Origin of the sequence: Pseudoalteromonas sp. Z9A6 (assembly GCF_011378805.1) — a bacterium.
Classification (GTDB): Bacteria; Pseudomonadota; Gammaproteobacteria; order Enterobacterales; family Alteromonadaceae; genus Pseudoalteromonas; species Pseudoalteromonas distincta.
Genome location: NZ_WTKZ01000010.1, coordinates 86,808 through 104,540, shown reverse-complemented (window position 1 = coordinate 104,540; position 17,733 = coordinate 86,808). Strand labels below are relative to the sequence as shown.

Annotated in this window: 13 protein-coding genes; 2 read left to right on the top strand and 11 right to left on the bottom strand. The window is 38.0% G+C overall.

The window, feature by feature from the left end; genetic code table 11:
- Window positions 1–80: 80 nt before the first annotated feature.
- The 4 genes from GQR53_RS06375 to GQR53_RS06360 form a co-directional block, all read right to left on the bottom strand.
- Window positions 81–3,140 (bottom strand): ATP-binding protein, encoded by a 3,060-nt coding sequence (locus GQR53_RS06375; protein ID WP_165743221.1) that lies wholly within the window; start codon window positions 3,138–3,140, stop codon window positions 81–83.
- Between the two features lie 275 nt (window positions 3,141–3,415).
- Window positions 3,416–4,624, bottom strand: coding sequence for an ABC transporter permease (locus GQR53_RS06370; RefSeq protein WP_165743224.1), 1,209 nt, complete (start codon window positions 4,622–4,624; stop codon window positions 3,416–3,418).
- A complete protein-coding gene (locus tag GQR53_RS06365) occupies window positions 4,617–5,405 on the bottom strand; it encodes an ATP-binding cassette domain-containing protein (RefSeq protein ID WP_165743220.1) in 789 nt (262 codons plus the stop codon). The genes GQR53_RS06370 and GQR53_RS06365 overlap by 8 nt, the downstream gene beginning before the upstream one ends.
- Complete coding sequence (locus tag GQR53_RS06360; RefSeq protein ID WP_165743219.1) at window positions 5,402–6,214, bottom strand: DUF3025 domain-containing protein; 813 nt, start codon at window positions 6,212–6,214, stop codon at window positions 5,402–5,404. Before GQR53_RS06360 ends, GQR53_RS06365 begins: the two co-directional genes overlap by 4 nt.
- 113 nt (window positions 6,215–6,327) lie before the next feature.
- On the opposite strand from GQR53_RS06360, the gene GQR53_RS06355 reads away from it, so the two are divergent.
- Window positions 6,328–7,953: a M28 family metallopeptidase gene (locus GQR53_RS06355; protein ID WP_165743218.1), complete on the top strand. Its 1,626-nt coding sequence runs from the start codon at window positions 6,328–6,330 to the stop codon at window positions 7,951–7,953.
- Between the two features lie 120 nt (window positions 7,954–8,073).
- Window positions 8,074–9,243, top strand: coding sequence for a putative manganese transporter (locus GQR53_RS06350; protein WP_165743217.1), 1,170 nt, complete (start codon window positions 8,074–8,076; stop codon window positions 9,241–9,243).
- A 61-nt stretch (window positions 9,244–9,304) separates the two neighbouring features.
- Here the strand turns inward: GQR53_RS06350 and GQR53_RS06345 are convergent, their stop codons facing one another.
- The 7 genes from GQR53_RS06345 to seqA all read right to left on the bottom strand — a co-directional run bounded on the left by GQR53_RS06345 (window position 9,305) and on the right by seqA (window position 17,556).
- Window positions 9,305–9,670: a DUF805 domain-containing protein gene (locus GQR53_RS06345; protein ID WP_165743216.1), complete on the bottom strand. Its 366-nt coding sequence runs from the start codon at window positions 9,668–9,670 to the stop codon at window positions 9,305–9,307.
- A gap of 417 nt (window positions 9,671–10,087) precedes the next feature.
- The gene (locus GQR53_RS06340; RefSeq protein ID WP_165743215.1) at window positions 10,088–11,674 is read right to left on the bottom strand and encodes a dihydrolipoyllysine-residue acetyltransferase; all 1,587 of its coding nucleotides are present in this window, start codon (window positions 11,672–11,674) and stop codon (window positions 10,088–10,090) included.
- Window positions 11,675–11,682: 8 nt separating this feature from the next.
- Window positions 11,683–12,660 carry a transketolase C-terminal domain-containing protein gene (locus GQR53_RS06335; RefSeq protein ID WP_165743214.1) on the bottom strand — a complete coding sequence of 326 codons (978 nt, stop codon included), beginning with the start codon at window positions 12,658–12,660 and terminating at the stop codon, window positions 11,683–11,685.
- On the bottom strand, window positions 12,660–13,874 hold the full coding sequence (locus GQR53_RS06330; protein ID WP_165743213.1) for a thiamine pyrophosphate-dependent dehydrogenase E1 component subunit alpha: 1,215 nt from the start codon (window positions 13,872–13,874) through the stop codon (window positions 12,660–12,662). Before GQR53_RS06330 ends, GQR53_RS06335 begins: the two co-directional genes overlap by 1 nt.
- Window positions 13,875–14,139: 265 nt before the next feature.
- A complete protein-coding gene (gene astE / locus GQR53_RS06325) occupies window positions 14,140–15,192 on the bottom strand; it encodes a succinylglutamate desuccinylase (protein ID WP_149602584.1) in 1,053 nt (350 codons plus the stop codon).
- A 120-nt stretch (window positions 15,193–15,312) separates the two neighbouring features.
- A complete protein-coding gene (pgm, locus tag GQR53_RS06320; RefSeq protein WP_002962933.1) occupies window positions 15,313–16,950 on the bottom strand; it encodes a phosphoglucomutase (alpha-D-glucose-1,6-bisphosphate-dependent) in 1,638 nt (545 codons plus the stop codon).
- Between the two features lie 9 nt (window positions 16,951–16,959).
- A complete protein-coding gene (gene seqA / locus GQR53_RS06315; RefSeq protein ID WP_039487971.1) occupies window positions 16,960–17,556 on the bottom strand; it encodes a replication initiation negative regulator SeqA in 597 nt (198 codons plus the stop codon).
- Window positions 17,557–17,733: the final 177 nt, after the last annotated feature.

Here is a 17,733-nt window from a genome sequence, read left to right as displayed (position 1 = left end):
TTTCTTAATAATACTGAAATGACACAGATTTCTAAACACTACCAAAAAATCAGCTGCTTAGCAGCTGATTTTCAAAACGATTAACTTAACCAAGTAATTAGCTTGTCTTTTAAAGTTTGTGGTTTAATTGGTTTTGTAATGTAGTCGTTCATTCCAGCAGCTAAACATCGCTCTCTATCACCTTCCATCGCACTCGCTGTCATAGCGATAATCGGTATGTAAGTATAATCTACCCCTGCCTTACTATTTCTAATTTCACTTGTGGTATCGTAGCCATTTAAATTGGGCATTTGGCAATCCATTAATATAACATCAAAAGCTTGCTCTTCGTTTTCTCTCAATGCTTGTAATGCTTCAATACCGTCTGACGCACAAGTGATTTTTACTTTAGTACGCTTTAATATCGCCTTAGCTACTTCAATGTTTATCATATTATCGTCAACTAATAATATATGATAAGCAGATAGGTCAGGCTCTACTTGTTCCACTTCCAAGCCTTTAGGTGGCGCTATAATACAGTCACTACTAGCACCAAATAAGCTGGCCAATTTATAACTGAATTGATCTTGAGTGAGTGGTTTATTTAAAATATGGCTGCCTTCAGGTAATACCGTTTTGATTGGCTTATCTGTCACCATGTCTCGTAAAATTAAAACATACTTTTTATTAAACTGTTTACAGTAATCAATTAACGCATCAATTTGAGGATGCTCATCATCAATTAATAATAAATCAGCTTCAAACTCTTTGTGCTCACTAAAGTAATCAAGTCGTACAATGTTTTCTGCTTTTACTTTGCAGGTTAATAACAATAAGTCGCACACGTTTTTATAAACGTTATCGCGCGCTATTAATGCCGCTACGCTAATACTTGTAGCAAGCTCTATACCTGTGTTTAATTTTTTCTCTTGTGCAACGTGTAGCTCAACCGTTGCGGTAAAGGTACTACCCGCGCCCTTTTCACTTATAACCGTAATATTACCACCCATTAACTGAGCAAGCTTTTTACATATAGATAAACCTAAGCCTGTACCACCAAAATGGCGGGTCGTGCTTGAGTCTTCTTGCGTAAATACTTCAAATAATTTGTCTATGTTTTCAGGCGCTATACCAATTCCGGTATCTTTTATTGTAAAGCTCATTAATAACTTTGAGTCAGTAATGTACTTAGAGCCCACAGTTAAACTTACTTCACCTCTATGAGTAAATTTAAACGCATTATTAACTAAGTTAATTAAAATTTGTTTAAGTCGATGGCTGTCGCCAATAACCATTCTGTCTACTACATCTTTAGTATCTAAAAATACTTCAAGACCTTTGCGTTGACCCTGTAACGCTAAAGAGCTAATCATATCGCTACATACTGTAACAACATCAAATGTATGATTATCAATATCAAGCTTACCTGCTTCTATTTTAGAAAAATCAAGGATATCGTTAATCAAATTCATCAATGAATTAGCACTGCTATTTGCTAGTTTTAAATAATGGTATTGTTGTTCGGTTAAGCCATCTTCTTTGAGCATTTCAAGCATCCCTAATACGCCATTCATTGGTGTGCGTATTTCGTGAGAGATATTTGCTACAAAGTCACTTTTTGCTTGGCTCGCTGCTAATGCTTGATCAATTGCTCGCTCTAGCTCAACAGTCCTTTGTGAAACCTTTAGCTCTAAAGTACTGTTTAAGCCTTCAAGCTCTGATTGAGTATTTTTTAATGAGCTAATATTTCTTAAAATAGCCGCTACCTGATAACGGTTATTATATACGTCAAAAATACTGCTAAGCGTAATCGAAAAATATTGTTTGTTGCCATAACCATCTGAGTAGATAGCTTCAAACGGCATTTTTGATCCGATTGTAATAGTCTCTTGTATACAATTAGTGTCTGCGTTGTTTAAATTAAACAGCGAGACAAAATCAGGATTAGTGCCTGAAATTGAACTACCAAAAACCTCTTTAGCGGTATTATTAAAGTGAACAATTTCGCCGTTTTGCTCAATTGTAAAAATAGCATCTAGAGAATTTTCTATTACTTTATTATTTTGCTCTTTTAGAGAATTAATTAACAGCTTACGGTTTATAAAACGTTGGTATAAAAAAGCAATAACTAAAAATACGCTAAAAAATACTACTAACATTGCAATAAAGTTTTGACGTCTCTCATTCACCTTTGCAAACAATGTTTTTGTATCAACACTTACACCAAGCTCTAAAGGGAGCATGGCTATATCACCCTCAAACGAAATTCGTTTTTTTAAAGTGTAAGCCACTGGATAATTACTTATTGGTAAAGTGCCTTGCTCTGTCATGGTGGTTGCAGTAGAGAATTCTTCAGACCATGTTTTAGTTTTATTAAATTCAAAACTGAATCGAAGTTGAGGGTTTGGATGATATAAAAATTCACCTTCATTATTCATAAGGTAAATCTGCGTCCCTTGTGGAGATTCAACTGTCAAATCTTCAAGTAATTTATCCGCAAAGTAATTAGTAACTAATATTGCAAATATTTTATTATTTTCATCAAAAACAGGCTTAGCAACACGAAAAGTGCTTATATAAGGTTCTTGTATTTGTCCATTTTCACGGTTGTAGTTAATTGGAGAAATATAAACACTTTTCTTATCAAGCATGCTTGCTTTGATTATGTAATCGCGTTGACCTTTTTTTTGTAATTGCTGACCCTGCAGACGATTAATTTCTCCAAGTTGATTTCGGTCAACTCTGACAACTTCTTGCCCACCATCTTCGAGCATAATATAGCGAGCTTGCAAAATACTGTCATCGGTCTGCATAAAACCAGTAAAAATGCTTGCTAAGCGCTCTTGCCAAACATCTATTGGCGTACCAAGAACGGGATCAATTAGTTTATTTTCTTTTGCGCGGGTAATCCCTTGTATTGGTGGTGTAGCATCTAAAAAGCGAATGGCGGTAACACTGTCTTTAAGATGTTTTTTTAATGAAAGGCTTTTTGTTTCAAGTTCACGCTTTAATTCTATTTGAGCTGAATTATAAACATCACTTCTTACTTTTTGATCGAACAAATACAGAGATGGTAAAGCTATAAGAACAAATATTATTGTTGCAACGAGCATTAATTTATTATTTTTTGTCACGTTCAAAAAAATATTCTTTTTTAACATTTACCGTCACCATAAGTTTTTATTGTTATTAGTATAGAGTATTAAAGAGAGAATTGGACCCTCTAACTAATCAGTTATCGTTATAATTTTTATAATAAAAAGACTAAATCATTAGTTTTATTTAGAGCACAACCCTTATGTGAATTTTAAATGAATGGGTTAAAAAATATTGGCTTACAAAATTAATAAATGGGCTATTTTAACTATTAATCACTTCAAAATATAAAAGGTAGCAATTGCTACCTTTTATATATTCTTAAAACCCTTTATGTACATTACCTAAATAATACATCTTCTCTGTTAAACCACTTAACACAAAAAGCCAATAGTCCAGCAGCAATGATTGCAGTGGCTAAAAATATTAAGCCTACAAATGTGTAATCAACAGTCCCTTTTACTATTTCTTTAATTGCTAATGCTACGTTTGTAACAGGAATGAATGCAGTTTTAGCAGTAAGTTCCATATTTGGCATTATTGAAATAATAATCGGGAAAAATACGCCCATACTAAGTGGTGCCATATAATTCTGCGCTTCTTTAAACGTGCGAGCATAGATAGATATAGCCAGAGCTAAGGCCGAAAATATAGCTGCAACCGGTAATAATAGTACAAATATCATTAGTAAATCGGTAACTGCTAATGTACTAAATGCGGCTTTAATAAAATCAAGATCGGCAAACGCGAGCGCCAATGCTATCCAGCACCCCATACTTAAGACGGTTATGGTTGTGGAGGCAATTGATGTAGTTAACAAGGTTATAAATTTACCAAGCACCAACTCTGTACGCGTAATAGGTGTAAGTAGGAGTGTTTCTAGCGTGCCGCGTTCTTTTTCGCCAGCGCCTAAATCAATAGCGGGATAAGTTGCCCCCATCAATACTAATGGAATAAGCAGGTAAGGTAAAAGCCCGCCAATTTTTTCGCCAAGGTTTTCACGTTTATCGGCTGTATCTACTTTTATGACTTCAATTGGATTAAGAATAGATTTTTGAACAGACTCTTCAATACCAAAACTGATTAGTTTTTGAGTTTGCAGTACGTCACTGTATTCTTTTGCGAGTTCTTTAACTCGTTCGAATAAAAAGTTGATAGATTTTGAATCGTTAAACACAACCTGCCACTGGCTTTGTTCACCGCTATCTAAAGTTTGCTCAGCATGGCTTGGTAAATAAATACCCATATCAATATCGCCAGCTATAACGCCTGCTTTAAGCTCTTCAATGTTATTAAAGGTTTTAGTACCTTTATAAAGCTCAAAACTTTTGTGATAAAACACTTTGTCAGTAAATTCTTGTGCGTATTCACCGTTAATAATAGCGTATGTATTTACTTTTTGCTCAGCGTCCATTGCAGCTTGCGAGCTTATAAATGCCATTACGGCAAACAATAACGGAAATATAGCAACAGGGAGCGCGACTACAAATAATAGCGTTTTTTTATCGCGTAATAACTCTCTTAATTCCTTTTTAAATACCTCAAACATCATGCTTCTCCGTTAATATATTCATAAACGCTTGATTAAGCTCATCACTATTACCTGCTTGTTTAAACTCTTCTACTGTCCCGTCAAAACAGCTAATACCTTCGTTAATTACAGCGACACGGTCACATAAAAGGGCTACTTCATCTAAATGATGGGTTGAGAAAATAACAGGCGTCCCTTGCGCCTTTAAACCTTTGATAAATTTAATAACGGTTTGTGTTGTCATTATATCAAGGCCCGTTGTTGGCTCATCAAGTACCACAACTGCTGGGCGATGAACAACTGCGCGCGCAATATTTGCTTTTTGCTTCATACCTGTTGATAGGTTTTCTGCCCGTTTATCTACAAACTTATGCATATCAAGCAATGTAAATAGCTCATCACAACGCGTTGCTATATCGCTTTTGTTCATGCCATGAAGCTTTGCAAAATACTCTATGTTTTCTTTTACAGTTAAGCGGCCATACAAACCCGTAGAGCCTGATAAAAATCCAATAGACTTACGGCCCAGTAGCGGTTTTTTTACAATATCGTTTCCAGCAATAGTTATTGAGCCTTCATCGGGCTTTAACGCGGTTGAAATCATTCTCAGTGTCGTCGTTTTACCCGCACCATTTGGGCCGAGCAATCCAAGTACCTCACCTTTAGCGCAACTAAAACTAACGTCTCGTACTGAGTGAAAGTAGTCTTTATCTTCACGAGGATCGATGTCGTCTATTTTATTTTTTTTGTGATCTTTAGTTAGCTTAAATTTCTTTTTAAGCCCAGCAACTTCTATCATGTTCGCATCCTTCGTTTCGCTCTAAAATAATCTGTATTGTTGTAAAAAGAGTCGTCTTTGTTTTCGTCATGCCAGCCTGGCACACCTAATAAAGGCAGTGGTGAAAGCTTTTTGTTATCGGCTAAGCAGTTATCTGTACTAATCATCTCATAAAGGGCTTGGTCAAGGTACTGGTATTGAGTTACTAAATCTTTACAAAATATTTCATTAGGTACACAAACAAATAACGCTTTACCCGTTAAACCTATATAAGGCTTTGTTAGCATTTCATAATTAGCATGACCAAACATAAAAGGTTTTATTGTTTTACCCCACTCATGTTTGTGTTCAACAAATGCAGTTTTCCATTGGTGATCGCAAAGCCACTGCTGCCATTTACTCTCACTTATAGCTAATACAACGCCACATTCATCAAAAAGCGTTAGTGCATTACGTTGCTTAGTACGCTGTTGCAGTCCATGCTCAGCTATATCTTGCACATGTCTATGGTTTATTAACGCTTTGGTTTTAGGAAATAAACACCATATAAACCCACCAAATAAGTCATGCCAATTTTCACTGCGTGTAGGTACAACACCCGTTTCAAAAATTACTTGCTCGTAATACCGATCGCCAAAGTCTACCTTTGCATCATCTTCAAAAGTAATAGGAATATTATTCTCATTAATAGCAGTTAAAAATGGAGAAAACCACTGCGGCGCCGGCCAATCTGTTAGTTCGTTAACTTTAAATAGCTCACGTAAATGCGCAAATGCACCTGTTTCTAAACTACTGATTTGCCACTGCTCGGGGGGAGTAAAACGCTTCATTTAAACCTTTAACAATTTATGCCTATAATTTACGAGAAGTTTACCGCAAAAACTGGTTCTGCTTAATAGAAGTTAATATACTAATCACAACTTAAAACAAAAAAAGAGCTGACATGAAACATTATTTCTCTCTCTCACTCCTCGCTACTGCTGTTTTAGCAGGTTGCGCAACAACAAGTATTACCCCTACTGATGTAACAAATGGTTATAACAGTATTCAAGCTGATGAACTGGCTAAACATGTAAAAGTACTCGCATCGGATGAGTTTGGTGGCCGTGCTCCTTCATCACCTGGCGAAAAGCTAACGCTTGATTATTTAACTGCGCAGTTTAAAGCTTTAGGTTTAGAACCTGGTAATGGCGACAGTTACTTACAAGAAGTCCCATTGGTTTCTTTAGAAGCTGATTCGAACATGGTGCTTAGTATTGGTGGTAAAGACTATCAATATAAAAAAGACATGGTTATGGGTAGCAGCCGCATTAGCGCACAAGAAGGCATAGAAAATTCTGAACTTGTATTTGTGGGCTACGGCGTTAATGCCCCTGAATACAATTGGAATGATTACGAAGGGTTAGACGTTAAGGGCAAAACGGTTGTAATGCTTGTTAACGATCCGGGCTTTGCAACAAAAGACCCTGCTTTATTTACTGGCGATGCAATGACCTATTACGGTCGTTGGACATACAAATATGAAGAAGCAAGTCGACAAGGTGCTGCAGGTGCAATTATTATTCATGAAACAGCACCTGCGTCATACCCATGGTCGGTTGTTGAAAATTCGTGGAGTGGCGAGCAGTTTGGTTTTCAAAAAGAAAACAACAATATGGACCGCGTTGCCGTTGAAGGCTGGGTTACAACTGACGTAGCAAAAGAGCTTTTTACTAAAGCAGGATTAGATTTTGAGACTGCGAAAGAAAACGCAGCTAAAGGTGCTTACTATGTTGATATGGGCGATTTAACTGCTTCTGTTAATGTTAAAAATACAATTAAAAAATCAGTGTCGTATAACTTTATCGCTACGTTACCAGGAAGCGAGCAACCAGATGAGCATGTTATTTACTCAGCGCATTGGGATCACTTAGGTACAGATAAAACACGTAAAGGCGATCAAATTTACAACGGTGCTCACGACAACGCAACGGGTACAGCTGGGCTTATTGAAGTAGCTGAAGCCTTTACTAAATTACCAAAGCACCCTAGCCGCTCAATGACATTTTTAGCAGTTACGGCTGAAGAGCAAGGCTTACTAGGTTCTAAATACTATGCAGCTAACCCAGTGATTGCAGCTAATAAAACAGTCGCTAACATAAACATGGATAGCTTAAATTTATTAGGCAAAGTAAAAGACATGAATGTGGTTGGTATTGGTAAGTCACAAATGGATGAGTTTTTAGCAACTGCAGCTAAAGAGCAAGGCAGAACAATATCAGGCGATCCTAAACCATCATCTGGTGGCTATTACCGCTCTGATCACTTTGCATTTGCAAATATGGGTATTCCGGCAATGTATGCAGGCGGTGGTACTGTGGCTGCTGATGAAGAGACAGCTAATTACCGTAAACGCATGAGTTTAGTACTTCGCGGTTGTTATCATCAACCATGTGATCGTTACCGTGACGAATGGGATTTATCGGGTGCTGTTCAAGACTTACAATTGTTTTATAAAGTAGGCTTTGATATTTCGGAGCAAGAGCAATGGCCAACGTGGAATGCAAACTCAGAATTTCAACGTAAGTAGCATTGGTTTAACATCGAAAAACTCAAAGAGAGTAATCGATTTAAATAGATGCAAATGATATTGATTATCATTTAATTAAAATATACAGTGTTACTAAGTTTATTTAATTGGTAACACTGTATGATTTTACTCTCTCAAATAGGATTTATTACGCCCGCTTCTAAACGCTTTGTTAGCCAAAATAAACGTTTATTATTACCACTTTTTTTGCTGGTATGCTTAGCTGTGCCATCACTTCGTGAAATTACAATAACAGCACTAAGTGATGCTTTTTTTCAAGTTAGCGTATTTGTTGCTGCAACATTATTAATTTATTACTACGCCATAGAGCATTTACCTCAATTAGAGCTTAGTTATTTAAGTGCTAAATCGCCGGTATTAGAAATATTTTTTGCTGCCGTTTTAGGTGCCCTTCCTGGATGTGGTGGTGCAATAATAGTGGTTACCCAGTTTACAAAAGGCCAAGCAAGTTTTGGGGCCATTGTTGCTGTTTTAACAGCTACAATGGGAGATGCCGCATTTTTACTCCTTGCCACTCGCCCTACTGAAGGTTTAACCATAATGGCCATTGGCTTAGTCGTAGGCACGCTTTGTGGTGTTATAGTAAATGCCCTACATGCAAAAGACTTTTTACGCCCAACAAAGCAAGAACAAAAACACCAAGTTAAAGTATTGCCAACTCGTATAATTAAAATAAGCAAACCCGTTTGGATGTTCGCTATTATTCCAAGCCTCATTATTGCTTTTTTAATTGCATTTAATGTCGACTTTGATCAATTTGGAAAATACACAGGCACAAGTATTAGTATTTTTGGTGCTGCAATGGCGTTATTTACTGTAACTATATGGGCGTATTCTTCTAAAGGTGAAAGCTATAAAGAAGTAACCTCAGAAGACGATGAATGTAATCCACCTTCTAAAATTATTAAAGTACTTCAAGACACACACTTTGTGACCGCATGGGTAGTGGCATCGTTTATGTTGTTTGAGCTTTTAGTAAATATTGCAGGGCTTGATTTAAAAAACTGGTTTGCACATTATGCTTATTTGGCGCCACTTATTGCTGTGGTGATTGGTTTTTTACCCGGTTGTGGTCCGCAAATAATTGTTACTACGTTATATATTCAGGGGATCATTCCATTTAGCGCATTAACTGCTAATGCAATATCTAACGATGGTGATGCGTTATTTCCTGCAATTGCAATGGCACCTAAAGCGGCTGTAATTGCGACTGTGTATACATCTATTCCTGCTTTGGCCGTTGGCTATGGCCTTTACTTTTTAAGTTAAAATTGCCATAAACAAAAAAGCTCAGCTATTGCTGAGCTTTTAGGATGTTAACTTATTTTATTTATACGGCTGCAGGCTCTGCAGCTAGTTCTTTTGGATTTGGGCCATAATCGTTCTCACCTTCGTGCGAATCTTGCGCAAGGAAAACAATTAAAACAATCCAACCAATTACTGGCACTAACCAAAGTAGCTGCCACCATCCTGAACGGCCTGTGTCGTGTAAACGACGTGCACCCGCACTCAATTGAGGGATCAATAAAGCTAAGCTATATATTGAGCTTACGAACATTGTGTTTGTAATACCATCTATAACACTTGTTAAAAGCGAAAAAATAATATTAATTAGCATAAACATCCAAAATGCTTTACGACGATTACGGCCTGAAAAATCTGCGTAGCTACGCAACGCGTTCATATAATGTTCCATGAAATTTCCTTAGTGTTATTTTTTATATTCCCTAACGGGGTTAACTTTATTACTTTTTAGTAACACTTGTATCTTAAATAAAAACAGACTCATTTAAAACAAAAAACCAGCAAATTGCTGGTTTTTTTATTAGGGCGTGTTGACCTTTGCGGATTGAAATTTGTTCAATCTAGGGGCGATTAAATCGCGGCGCGAGGTTTGTAACCTAGTGGGCTAAGTAAAAACCGAGCAACAAAGAGTTTATCGCCCCTAGGCAAAACCCGAAGGGCAGCGCATGTTTGGCATTTATGCTGCGTTATCGCCTACTTATGGGGAGTAACCACACTTCATAGGCTCTGCCTTGCCTAAAAACCAAACATACTGCTGCAAATTCAATCACCAAAGATCAACACGCCCTAGGTTTAAACAATTATATTATTAACTCATTGCCATCATCATTGCCGAAGGATTTTCTAAGTACGATTTCCATAGGTTATTAAAGCGTGCAATAGTGCCGCCATCAATAACACGATGATCGCCAGACCAACTCACTTGCATTATCGCTTTACTCACAACTTGGCCACTTTCATCAAAACGCGGTAAGTGCTGCAGTTTACCCAATGCAACAATAGCTACTTCTGGTTTATTAATTATAGGGGTCGCAATAGTGCCGCCAATCGCACCAATGTTAGAGATACTAATTGTCCCACCTTTTAAATCATCAGGTGCAACACGCCCTTCTCGCGCTGAGTGAGTTAAGCGGGTTAAATCATTAGCCACATCAACAATACTCTTACTCTGGCACGACTTAATATTAGGCACTAACAAGCCAATTTTTGAATCAACCGCTATACCAATATTATGATCGTTATAATAGGTAAGCTCTGAGCAATCATCGTTCACTTTTGAATTAAGTACAGGGTACTCTTTCATTGCTAGCGAGAGTGCTTTTACAAAAAATGGCATCATGGTGAGCTTTACGCCTTGTGCTTTGTACTGCTCTTTTAAGGAGCTGCGCAAAGCTATAAGCTGTGTTAAGTCTATTTCATCACTAAACGTAAAGTGCGGAATAGTTGAAACCGATGCCACCATTTGCTTGGCCATGGCCGCTTTAATGCCTTTAATTTGCTCTACTCGTACACCACCGCTTTGATTCTGTGTTTGGTTTTGTACTGCACTTTGAGAAGCATCGCTATTAAGCGGTGAAGTATCAATAGTATTTGGCACTTCGCCTTTTACAAACTCTTCAATATCTTGCTTGTAAATACGTCCATTTTTTCCACTACCTGGTACGCACGTTAAATCAACATCAAGTTCACGTGCTTTACGACGAACTGCAGGCGACGCAACCGCTTTTTGATTGATAACCTTTGCAGCTTGCTGCGTTTTAACAGAGGCAACTTTTTCAGCGACGGCATTAGTTTGAGCCTTTACGACCGCTTGGTTTATATCAACATTTGGCTTTACTGCACTGCCTGCAATTGTCATTTGAAACAACGGGCTATGTACTTTTGCTATTTCACCTTTTTGGTAATATAGTTTTTTTACTGTGCCTGTATATTTTGCCGGAATTTGTACTAATGCTTTGTCGGTCATTACATCACAAACCGCTTGGTCTTCTTCTATTTCGTCGCCTTCAGCAACTAACCAATCAACAATCTCACACTCAACAATACCTTCACCAATATCTGGTAGTATAAAGTCCTCAACTACATCAGATGCATTGTTATTAGTTTTATTTTCAGCTTGAACTGGCTCTTCGACTACTTCATTACTAGTACTATCACCAGTTACATCCATAGCAAATAAAGGCGCATGTACTTTAGCAATTTCACCTTTTTGATAATATAGCTTTGTAATAATACCATCATGCACTGCCGGAATTTGTACTAATGCTTTGTCTGTCATCACATCACAAATTGGCTGATCCTCAGATACGGTATCGCCTTCTTGTACTAGCCATTCAACTACTTCGCATTCAACAATGCCTTCACCAATATCGGGTAATATAAAATCTTTCGCCATGGTAACCCCTAAAAATCCATTGATTGTTTAATTGCAGCCAACACTTTTAGTGCATCCGGTACGTATTCTTTTTCAAGTGCCAACGGGTATGGTGTATCTAGACCACATACACGTAAAATTGGCGACTCTAAATGCAAGAAACACGCTTGTTGTATTGTTGCTGCTATTTCGGCACCAAAGCCATTAGTTATAGGCGCTTCATGGCTCACGATTAAACGACCGGTTTTAATAACCGATTTAGCAATCGTTTCAACATCCCATGGTAAAATACTACGAAGGTCAATAACTTCACAGCTTATACCTTGCTCGTTTGCTTGCTGTGCTGCCTCTTCAATAATCTCCATTTGAGCACCCCACGCTAAAAGCGTAATATCGGTACCCTCTTGTACTACTTCAGCCGTGCCTAATTCAATACTATAATCTTCTTCTGGCACTTCGCCTGTTGATGCACGATATAAACGCTTAGGCTCAAAAAATATGACAGGGTTATCATCTTTAATAGAGGCACGTAATAACCCCTTAGCTTGATAAGGGTTACGCGGTACAACCACTTTCAAGCCCGGTGTATGTGCAAAATAAGCTTCGGGTGATTGCGAGTGGTATAAGCCACCAGCAATACCACCGCCATAAGGCGTACGAATAGTTAAGTTACCAACATTAAATTCATTACCACTGCGATAACGAAATTTAGCGGCTTCATTTACTATTTGATCGAACGCTGGGAATATATAATCAGCAAATTGAATTTCTGCCAATGCAGGCGCACCAAAAGCCGCTAAGCCATTAGCAAAGCCTAAAATACCTTGTTCGGTTAAAGGCGTATTAAAAACGCGATGCTTACCGTACTTTTCTTGCAAACCTGATGTTGCTCTAAATACACCGCCGAAGTAACCAACATCTTCGCCAAAAATACAGGCTTGAGGGTGTTCGTTCATCGTAATATCGAGGGCAGAGTTAATTGCGTGGAGCATGTTCATTTTAGCCATTACTTAATTCTCCCTGCGGTTACTGGGTAAGCATCTGGATGCTGTTTTATATGATCTTTTAATTGCTCGTACTGGCGTTGCAATAAGGGAATTGGAGTATCGTAAACGTCAGATACCAATTCTTCTAAAGCAGGCTTGGCAACAACTTCAGCACGCTTAAGCGCTGCTAAAATTTCTTCACGAATCGACTCTTTTGCTTTTATGTCGTCCTCTTCGTTTAACCAATCTTGCTTAACCAACCATTTTCTAAATTTATCAATAGGACAGATTTGATTATTTGCCTCTTCATCTTTAGAGCGATAACCACTGGGATCGTCTGATGTAGAATGCGCGCCTAATCGATAAGCAATCGATTCAATAAGCACAGGCTCACCTTGTGTTGAGGCTATTTCGCGTGCTTTTTTAGTCGCTGCATACACTGCAAGTGCATCTGTGCCATCAACACGAATTGTTTTAATACCATAACCTACACCACGCGACGCAATACCATCGCCTTTAAACTGTTCATCAGCAGGGGTAGATATGGCATAGCCGTTATTACGTGCAAAAAATATAACCGGCGCTCTGTGAACAGCCGCCATATTTAAGCCCGCATGAAAGTCACCTTCTGATGCAGCACCTTCGCCAAAGTAACAAATAGTCACGTTATCAATTGTACTTGCAAGCTCACCTGTTTTAGCGTCGATATGCTTTATTTTTTGACCATATGCATAACCTGTGGCCTGTGGTATTTGCGTACCCAGTGGCGATGAAATCGTCATGTAGTTTAGCGCTTTAGAGCCATAATGGATTGGCATTTGGCGACCTTTACCTAAATCCAATTCATTTGAGAACATTTGGTTCATAAATTGATCAAGCGTAAAGCCACGATAATGCAGTGCAGCTTGCTCACGATATTGCGCCATGATCATATCGTCTTGATCAAGTGCAGCAGAAGAGGCTGTAACTGCGGCTTCTTCGCCTAGGCATTGCATATAAAAACTAACACGACCTTGGCGCTGCGCGCCTTGCATACGTTCATCTAACAAACGTATAAAACGCATTGTTTCATATAACTTAATAGCGGTATGTTTTGAAATATCAGGTGCGGTTGCACTAGGATGAATGTCGCCGTCCTCAGTTAAAATACTAAGGGTTGGAATATTAAGTGCTTGGCCATCAATAAATTCAAGCGCGTGGTTAATATTCAGCGATACGTTATTTGGATTACTCATAACCTACCTTCTTTTGTTGTCGGTAAAACAGTGCCCCTTTAAATTATTATTGTGGGTGATTGTTGCTGGTTAAACTTTGCAACATCTGCACTATCTTTAATTAAAGCTGCCAACACTTTACGTTAACGTAAAGTGTTATTCAACACATCTGGGACGAAACAAAAGCAAATACAGGTTAAATAAGTGGCAAGTTAACGATACGGTTACTTTAATTAATAGTAATCATATAGTTAACTTGAAGTCACCAGTGGTCTGATGAGTTTAATTAGACGAAATTGCTATCAATATCCATTGGAATAACGGTAAGCAGTGCTCTTTGGCCTAATGCTACGCTCGCATTTGGAAATATAATAGCCTCACCTTCAACGTCAGCGTAAATCGCTGTATCACCGTCGGTTGCAAGTAGTTCACCTTTCGCAAAGCCAGTAAAGTTCTCAGCATCATCAGAAAAAGGGAAACTAAAATCATCCTGCGTTCTATTAATTGTGCGGTGCACTGCAAATAACTCAAACTCACTTGCATTAAAATCAGGGTATTTAACTTCATTTTGGCTAATTAATGCAGTTAATGTTTGCTTTGTTTTTTCAAAGCGGGCCATATCATTTTGGCCAAATGGCTTAACCTGACCCAGCTCTACCGTAAACGAGTCCGCACCATGAACAAACGACGAATAATAGCTAAACGTTGTTGCGGGTGATTTCATCATAAGTACGGTATTTACACCACAGCTCAATAAAAATTGTAACTGTGACTTTTTCCATGGCTTACCATGTAAAAATGGATACACAGCAAATTTTTCGTTTTTAGAGCCTCTAATTGCAGTGTGTAAGTCGTAATGACATCGGCTACTGCCTTGCTGGCCACGGGCATAAAAGTCACTTACGTATTGCTCAAGCTTTGCAGCGCGGTTTCGTTCATTATTCATTGGTACACCTTCAACTGTATGGTGACCATTAAATAATCTATTTAAGTTTTCTTCTACAAAACGCAGGCCAATATTAATTGATTGTGGATTACCATAAATAAATAAAACACGCTGTTTAAGGACTAGCTCACCTTTTATAATTTGTTTAATGAGCGCATCACAAATTTCAATTGGCGCAGTTTCGTTACCGTGTACAGCGCTTGAATAAATTACATCTTTGCTTGTTTTGACAGCAGGTTGAAACTCAATTACACCGGTATCGTGTATATTTACACAAGTTCCATTATCTAAAACAAATTCACCTGCATCTAAATGCCATTCGTTATTACGGCTAAGCGTTAAAAAATCGCCTGTTTGTTTTAATTCATTTAAGTAAGATGGATTGGCTGACATGTAATAAGCCCTTTAAAAATAATGTGAGAGTAAACTCTTATGCATATATATGCACAAGGTAAAGGTATAGAAACAAAAACGGCTGAATAAATCAGCCGTTTTAAAATAGTTTAAGCAGTGTTAGCTGATCACAGAATCGACTAACTTTTTAGCTTCTTTTTCAAGTAACGCTAAATGCTCTTCACCTTTAAATGATTCAAGGTATATTTTATAAATATCTTCAGTACCTGATGGACGCGCTGCAAACCAGCCATTTTCAGTGACCACTTTTAAACCACCAATTGCCGCATCGTTACCTGGTGCATGAGTCAGTTTTTGCAAAATAGGTTCGCCAGCAAGTGTATCTGCTTTAACATCAGAAGCACTCAATGCTTTTAAACGTGACTTTTGGCCGCTTGAGGCCGGTGCATCAAGGCGTTTATAAATTGGAGAACCAAACTCTTGTTCTAGTTCTTTATATAGCGCTGATGGAGTTTTACCTGTTACTGCAAGTATTTCTGCAGCAAGTAGTCCCATAATAAAGCCGTCTTTATCTGTACACCATACAGAGCCATCAAAACGTAAAAATGCAGCGCCTGCGCTTTCTTCGCCACCAAATGCAAGCTTGCCTTTGCTTAAGCCCTCAACAAACCATTTAAAGCCTACGGGTACTTCTTTTACTTTACGATTATTGCGCGCTGCTACTTTATCGATCATAGAGCTAGAAACCAGTGTTTTACCAATCTCTACTGTTTCATTCCAATCACGGTGTTTAAGTAAGTAATCAATTGCCACTGCTAAAAAGTGGTTTGGATTCATTAAACCATCTGGCGTTACAATACCGTGGCGATCGTAGTCAGGGTCGTTACCAATAGACACATCAAAATCATCTTTTAATGCAATAAGGTTCGCCATTGAATAAGGTGATGAACAATCCATACGAATTTTGCCATCTTTATCAAGTGGCATAAAAGCAAAACGTGGGTCAACAACATCATTAACGACGGTTAAATCTAAATTATATTTTTTAGCAATAACAGGCCAAAAATTAATACCTGAACCACCTAGTGGATCGATACCAATTTTGATACCTGCATCGCTAATGGCTTTTAAATTAACGATATTTGCTAAATCATCAATATAAGGAGTCATTAAATCTTCGTAGCGGATAAAGCCTGAACGTGAAGCTTTAGCGAATGGGAATAACTCAACTTCAACCAAGTCTTCTAATAAAAGTTGATTTGCTCTGTCTTCAATCCATTTAGTAACGTCGGTATCAGCAGGTCCGCCATTAGGTGGGTTGTATTTAAAGCCACCATCTTCAGGAGGGTTATGCGAAGGCGTAACAACAATCCCGTCTGCAAGCTCATTTGGGTGTAGCTTGTTATGGCTAACTATGGCGTGGCTGATAACTGGCGTTGGTGTAAAGTCACCGTTTTCTTGCGTTATCACTTGCACTTCGTTAGCAACTAAAACTTCAATAGCTGAATTAAATGCAGCCTCACTCAGTGCGTGTGTGTCTTTACCTAAAAATAACGGACCAAAAATATCATTTTGTTTTCTATAATCACAAATAGCCTGAGTAATCGCTAAAATGTGTGACTCGTTAAATTTAACATCGTAAGAACAACCACGGTGGCCTGATGTACCAAAAGCAACACAATGCTCTGGATTTTGTTCAAGATCAGGTTCGTTTAAGTAATACGCAGATACTAATTTAGGTACGTTAACCAGTGCTGATTGTGGAGCAGTTTTGCCTGCGCCTGAGTGAATAGCCATTATATTTCCTTACAGGTAATCGCGAATTTTTTCAGCTTGCTCTGCACTATATCCAAGGCAAAGAGCAACTTCATGAAGCATCATTTTTTTACGCGTTGTATTAGAATTTGTCATAACCCAATATTCACTATCAGTTATGTTTTTAGGGTTCATACTACTACCGCTATTTACTAAGGCTTCTTTACTAGTAGCAAAGTAAACACGGTCACGCCCTTTTATATCTAGTACAGCCGAAAAATCAGTTTTATGTGTGCGGTAAAATGCACTTAAAATAAACAAAAAGCGCCCAACAACACCCTTTTGCATTGCCAGCTCTTCTTTATTTAATACATTAAAAACATTATCGCTTTTTTGCTTCACGGGTGCGTGAGCTACAGGCGTTTGTTTTTTTGAAGTCTCAGCAGCAGGTGGCTCTGAGCTTTTTAATGTGGCGGTAGACGTAGTCGCAGTTTGATTATTTTGAGTTAGTTCTACGTTTGCGGTTTGAATTTTTTCGCCGCTCAGATTTAATAAACGACGTAAAATAGTGGATGCACTTTCACCAATACTTTGCGTATTGCTTGCAATATACTGATATAACTCGTCGTCTATGTCGATTTGTTTCATGTTCTTCCTGTCATTACGGGTCACATTTTTTTCTCCCGTGTGATTATACCCAAACCAATCAGAAATGCGAGTTACAACAAGCACTCCCGTAAACATATTAATATTTACTTGATTGTTGTTGATTTAACAAACAAAAGCCCAATTTAATAAATAGTCGCTGTATTTTTTGCTTTTTAG

Bases quoted from the DNA above. Each gene is read 5' to 3' on its own strand.
- GQR53_RS06375 (WP_165743221.1), bottom strand. From the start codon at position 3,140: ATGTTAAAAAAGAATATTTTTTTGAACGTGACAAAAAATAATAAATTA.
- GQR53_RS06370 (WP_165743224.1), bottom strand. From the start codon at position 4,624: ATGTTTGAGGTATTTAAAAAGGAATTAAGAGAGTTATTACGCGATAAA.
- GQR53_RS06365 (WP_165743220.1), bottom strand. From the start codon at position 5,405: ATGATAGAAGTTGCTGGGCTTAAAAAGAAATTTAAGCTAACTAAAGAT.
- GQR53_RS06360 (WP_165743219.1), bottom strand. From the start codon at position 6,214: ATGAAGCGTTTTACTCCCCCCGAGCAGTGGCAAATCAGTAGTTTAGAA.
- GQR53_RS06355 (WP_165743218.1), top strand. From the start codon at position 6,328: ATGAAACATTATTTCTCTCTCTCACTCCTCGCTACTGCTGTTTTAGCA.
- GQR53_RS06350 (WP_165743217.1), top strand. From the start codon at position 8,074: ATGATTTTACTCTCTCAAATAGGATTTATTACGCCCGCTTCTAAACGC.
- GQR53_RS06345 (WP_165743216.1), bottom strand. From the start codon at position 9,670: ATGGAACATTATATGAACGCGTTGCGTAGCTACGCAGATTTTTCAGGC.
- GQR53_RS06340 (WP_165743215.1), bottom strand. From the start codon at position 11,674: ATGGCGAAAGATTTTATATTACCCGATATTGGTGAAGGCATTGTTGAA.
- GQR53_RS06335 (WP_165743214.1), bottom strand. From the start codon at position 12,660: ATGGCTAAAATGAACATGCTCCACGCAATTAACTCTGCCCTCGATATT.
- GQR53_RS06330 (WP_165743213.1), bottom strand. From the start codon at position 13,874: ATGAGTAATCCAAATAACGTATCGCTGAATATTAACCACGCGCTTGAA.
- astE (WP_149602584.1), bottom strand. From the start codon at position 15,192: ATGTCAGCCAATCCATCTTACTTAAATGAATTAAAACAAACAGGCGAT.
- pgm (WP_002962933.1), bottom strand. From the start codon at position 16,950: ATGGCTATTCACTCAGGCGCAGGCAAAACTGCTCCACAATCAGCACTG.
- seqA (WP_039487971.1), bottom strand. From the start codon at position 17,556: ATGAAACAAATCGACATAGACGACGAGTTATATCAGTATATTGCAAGC.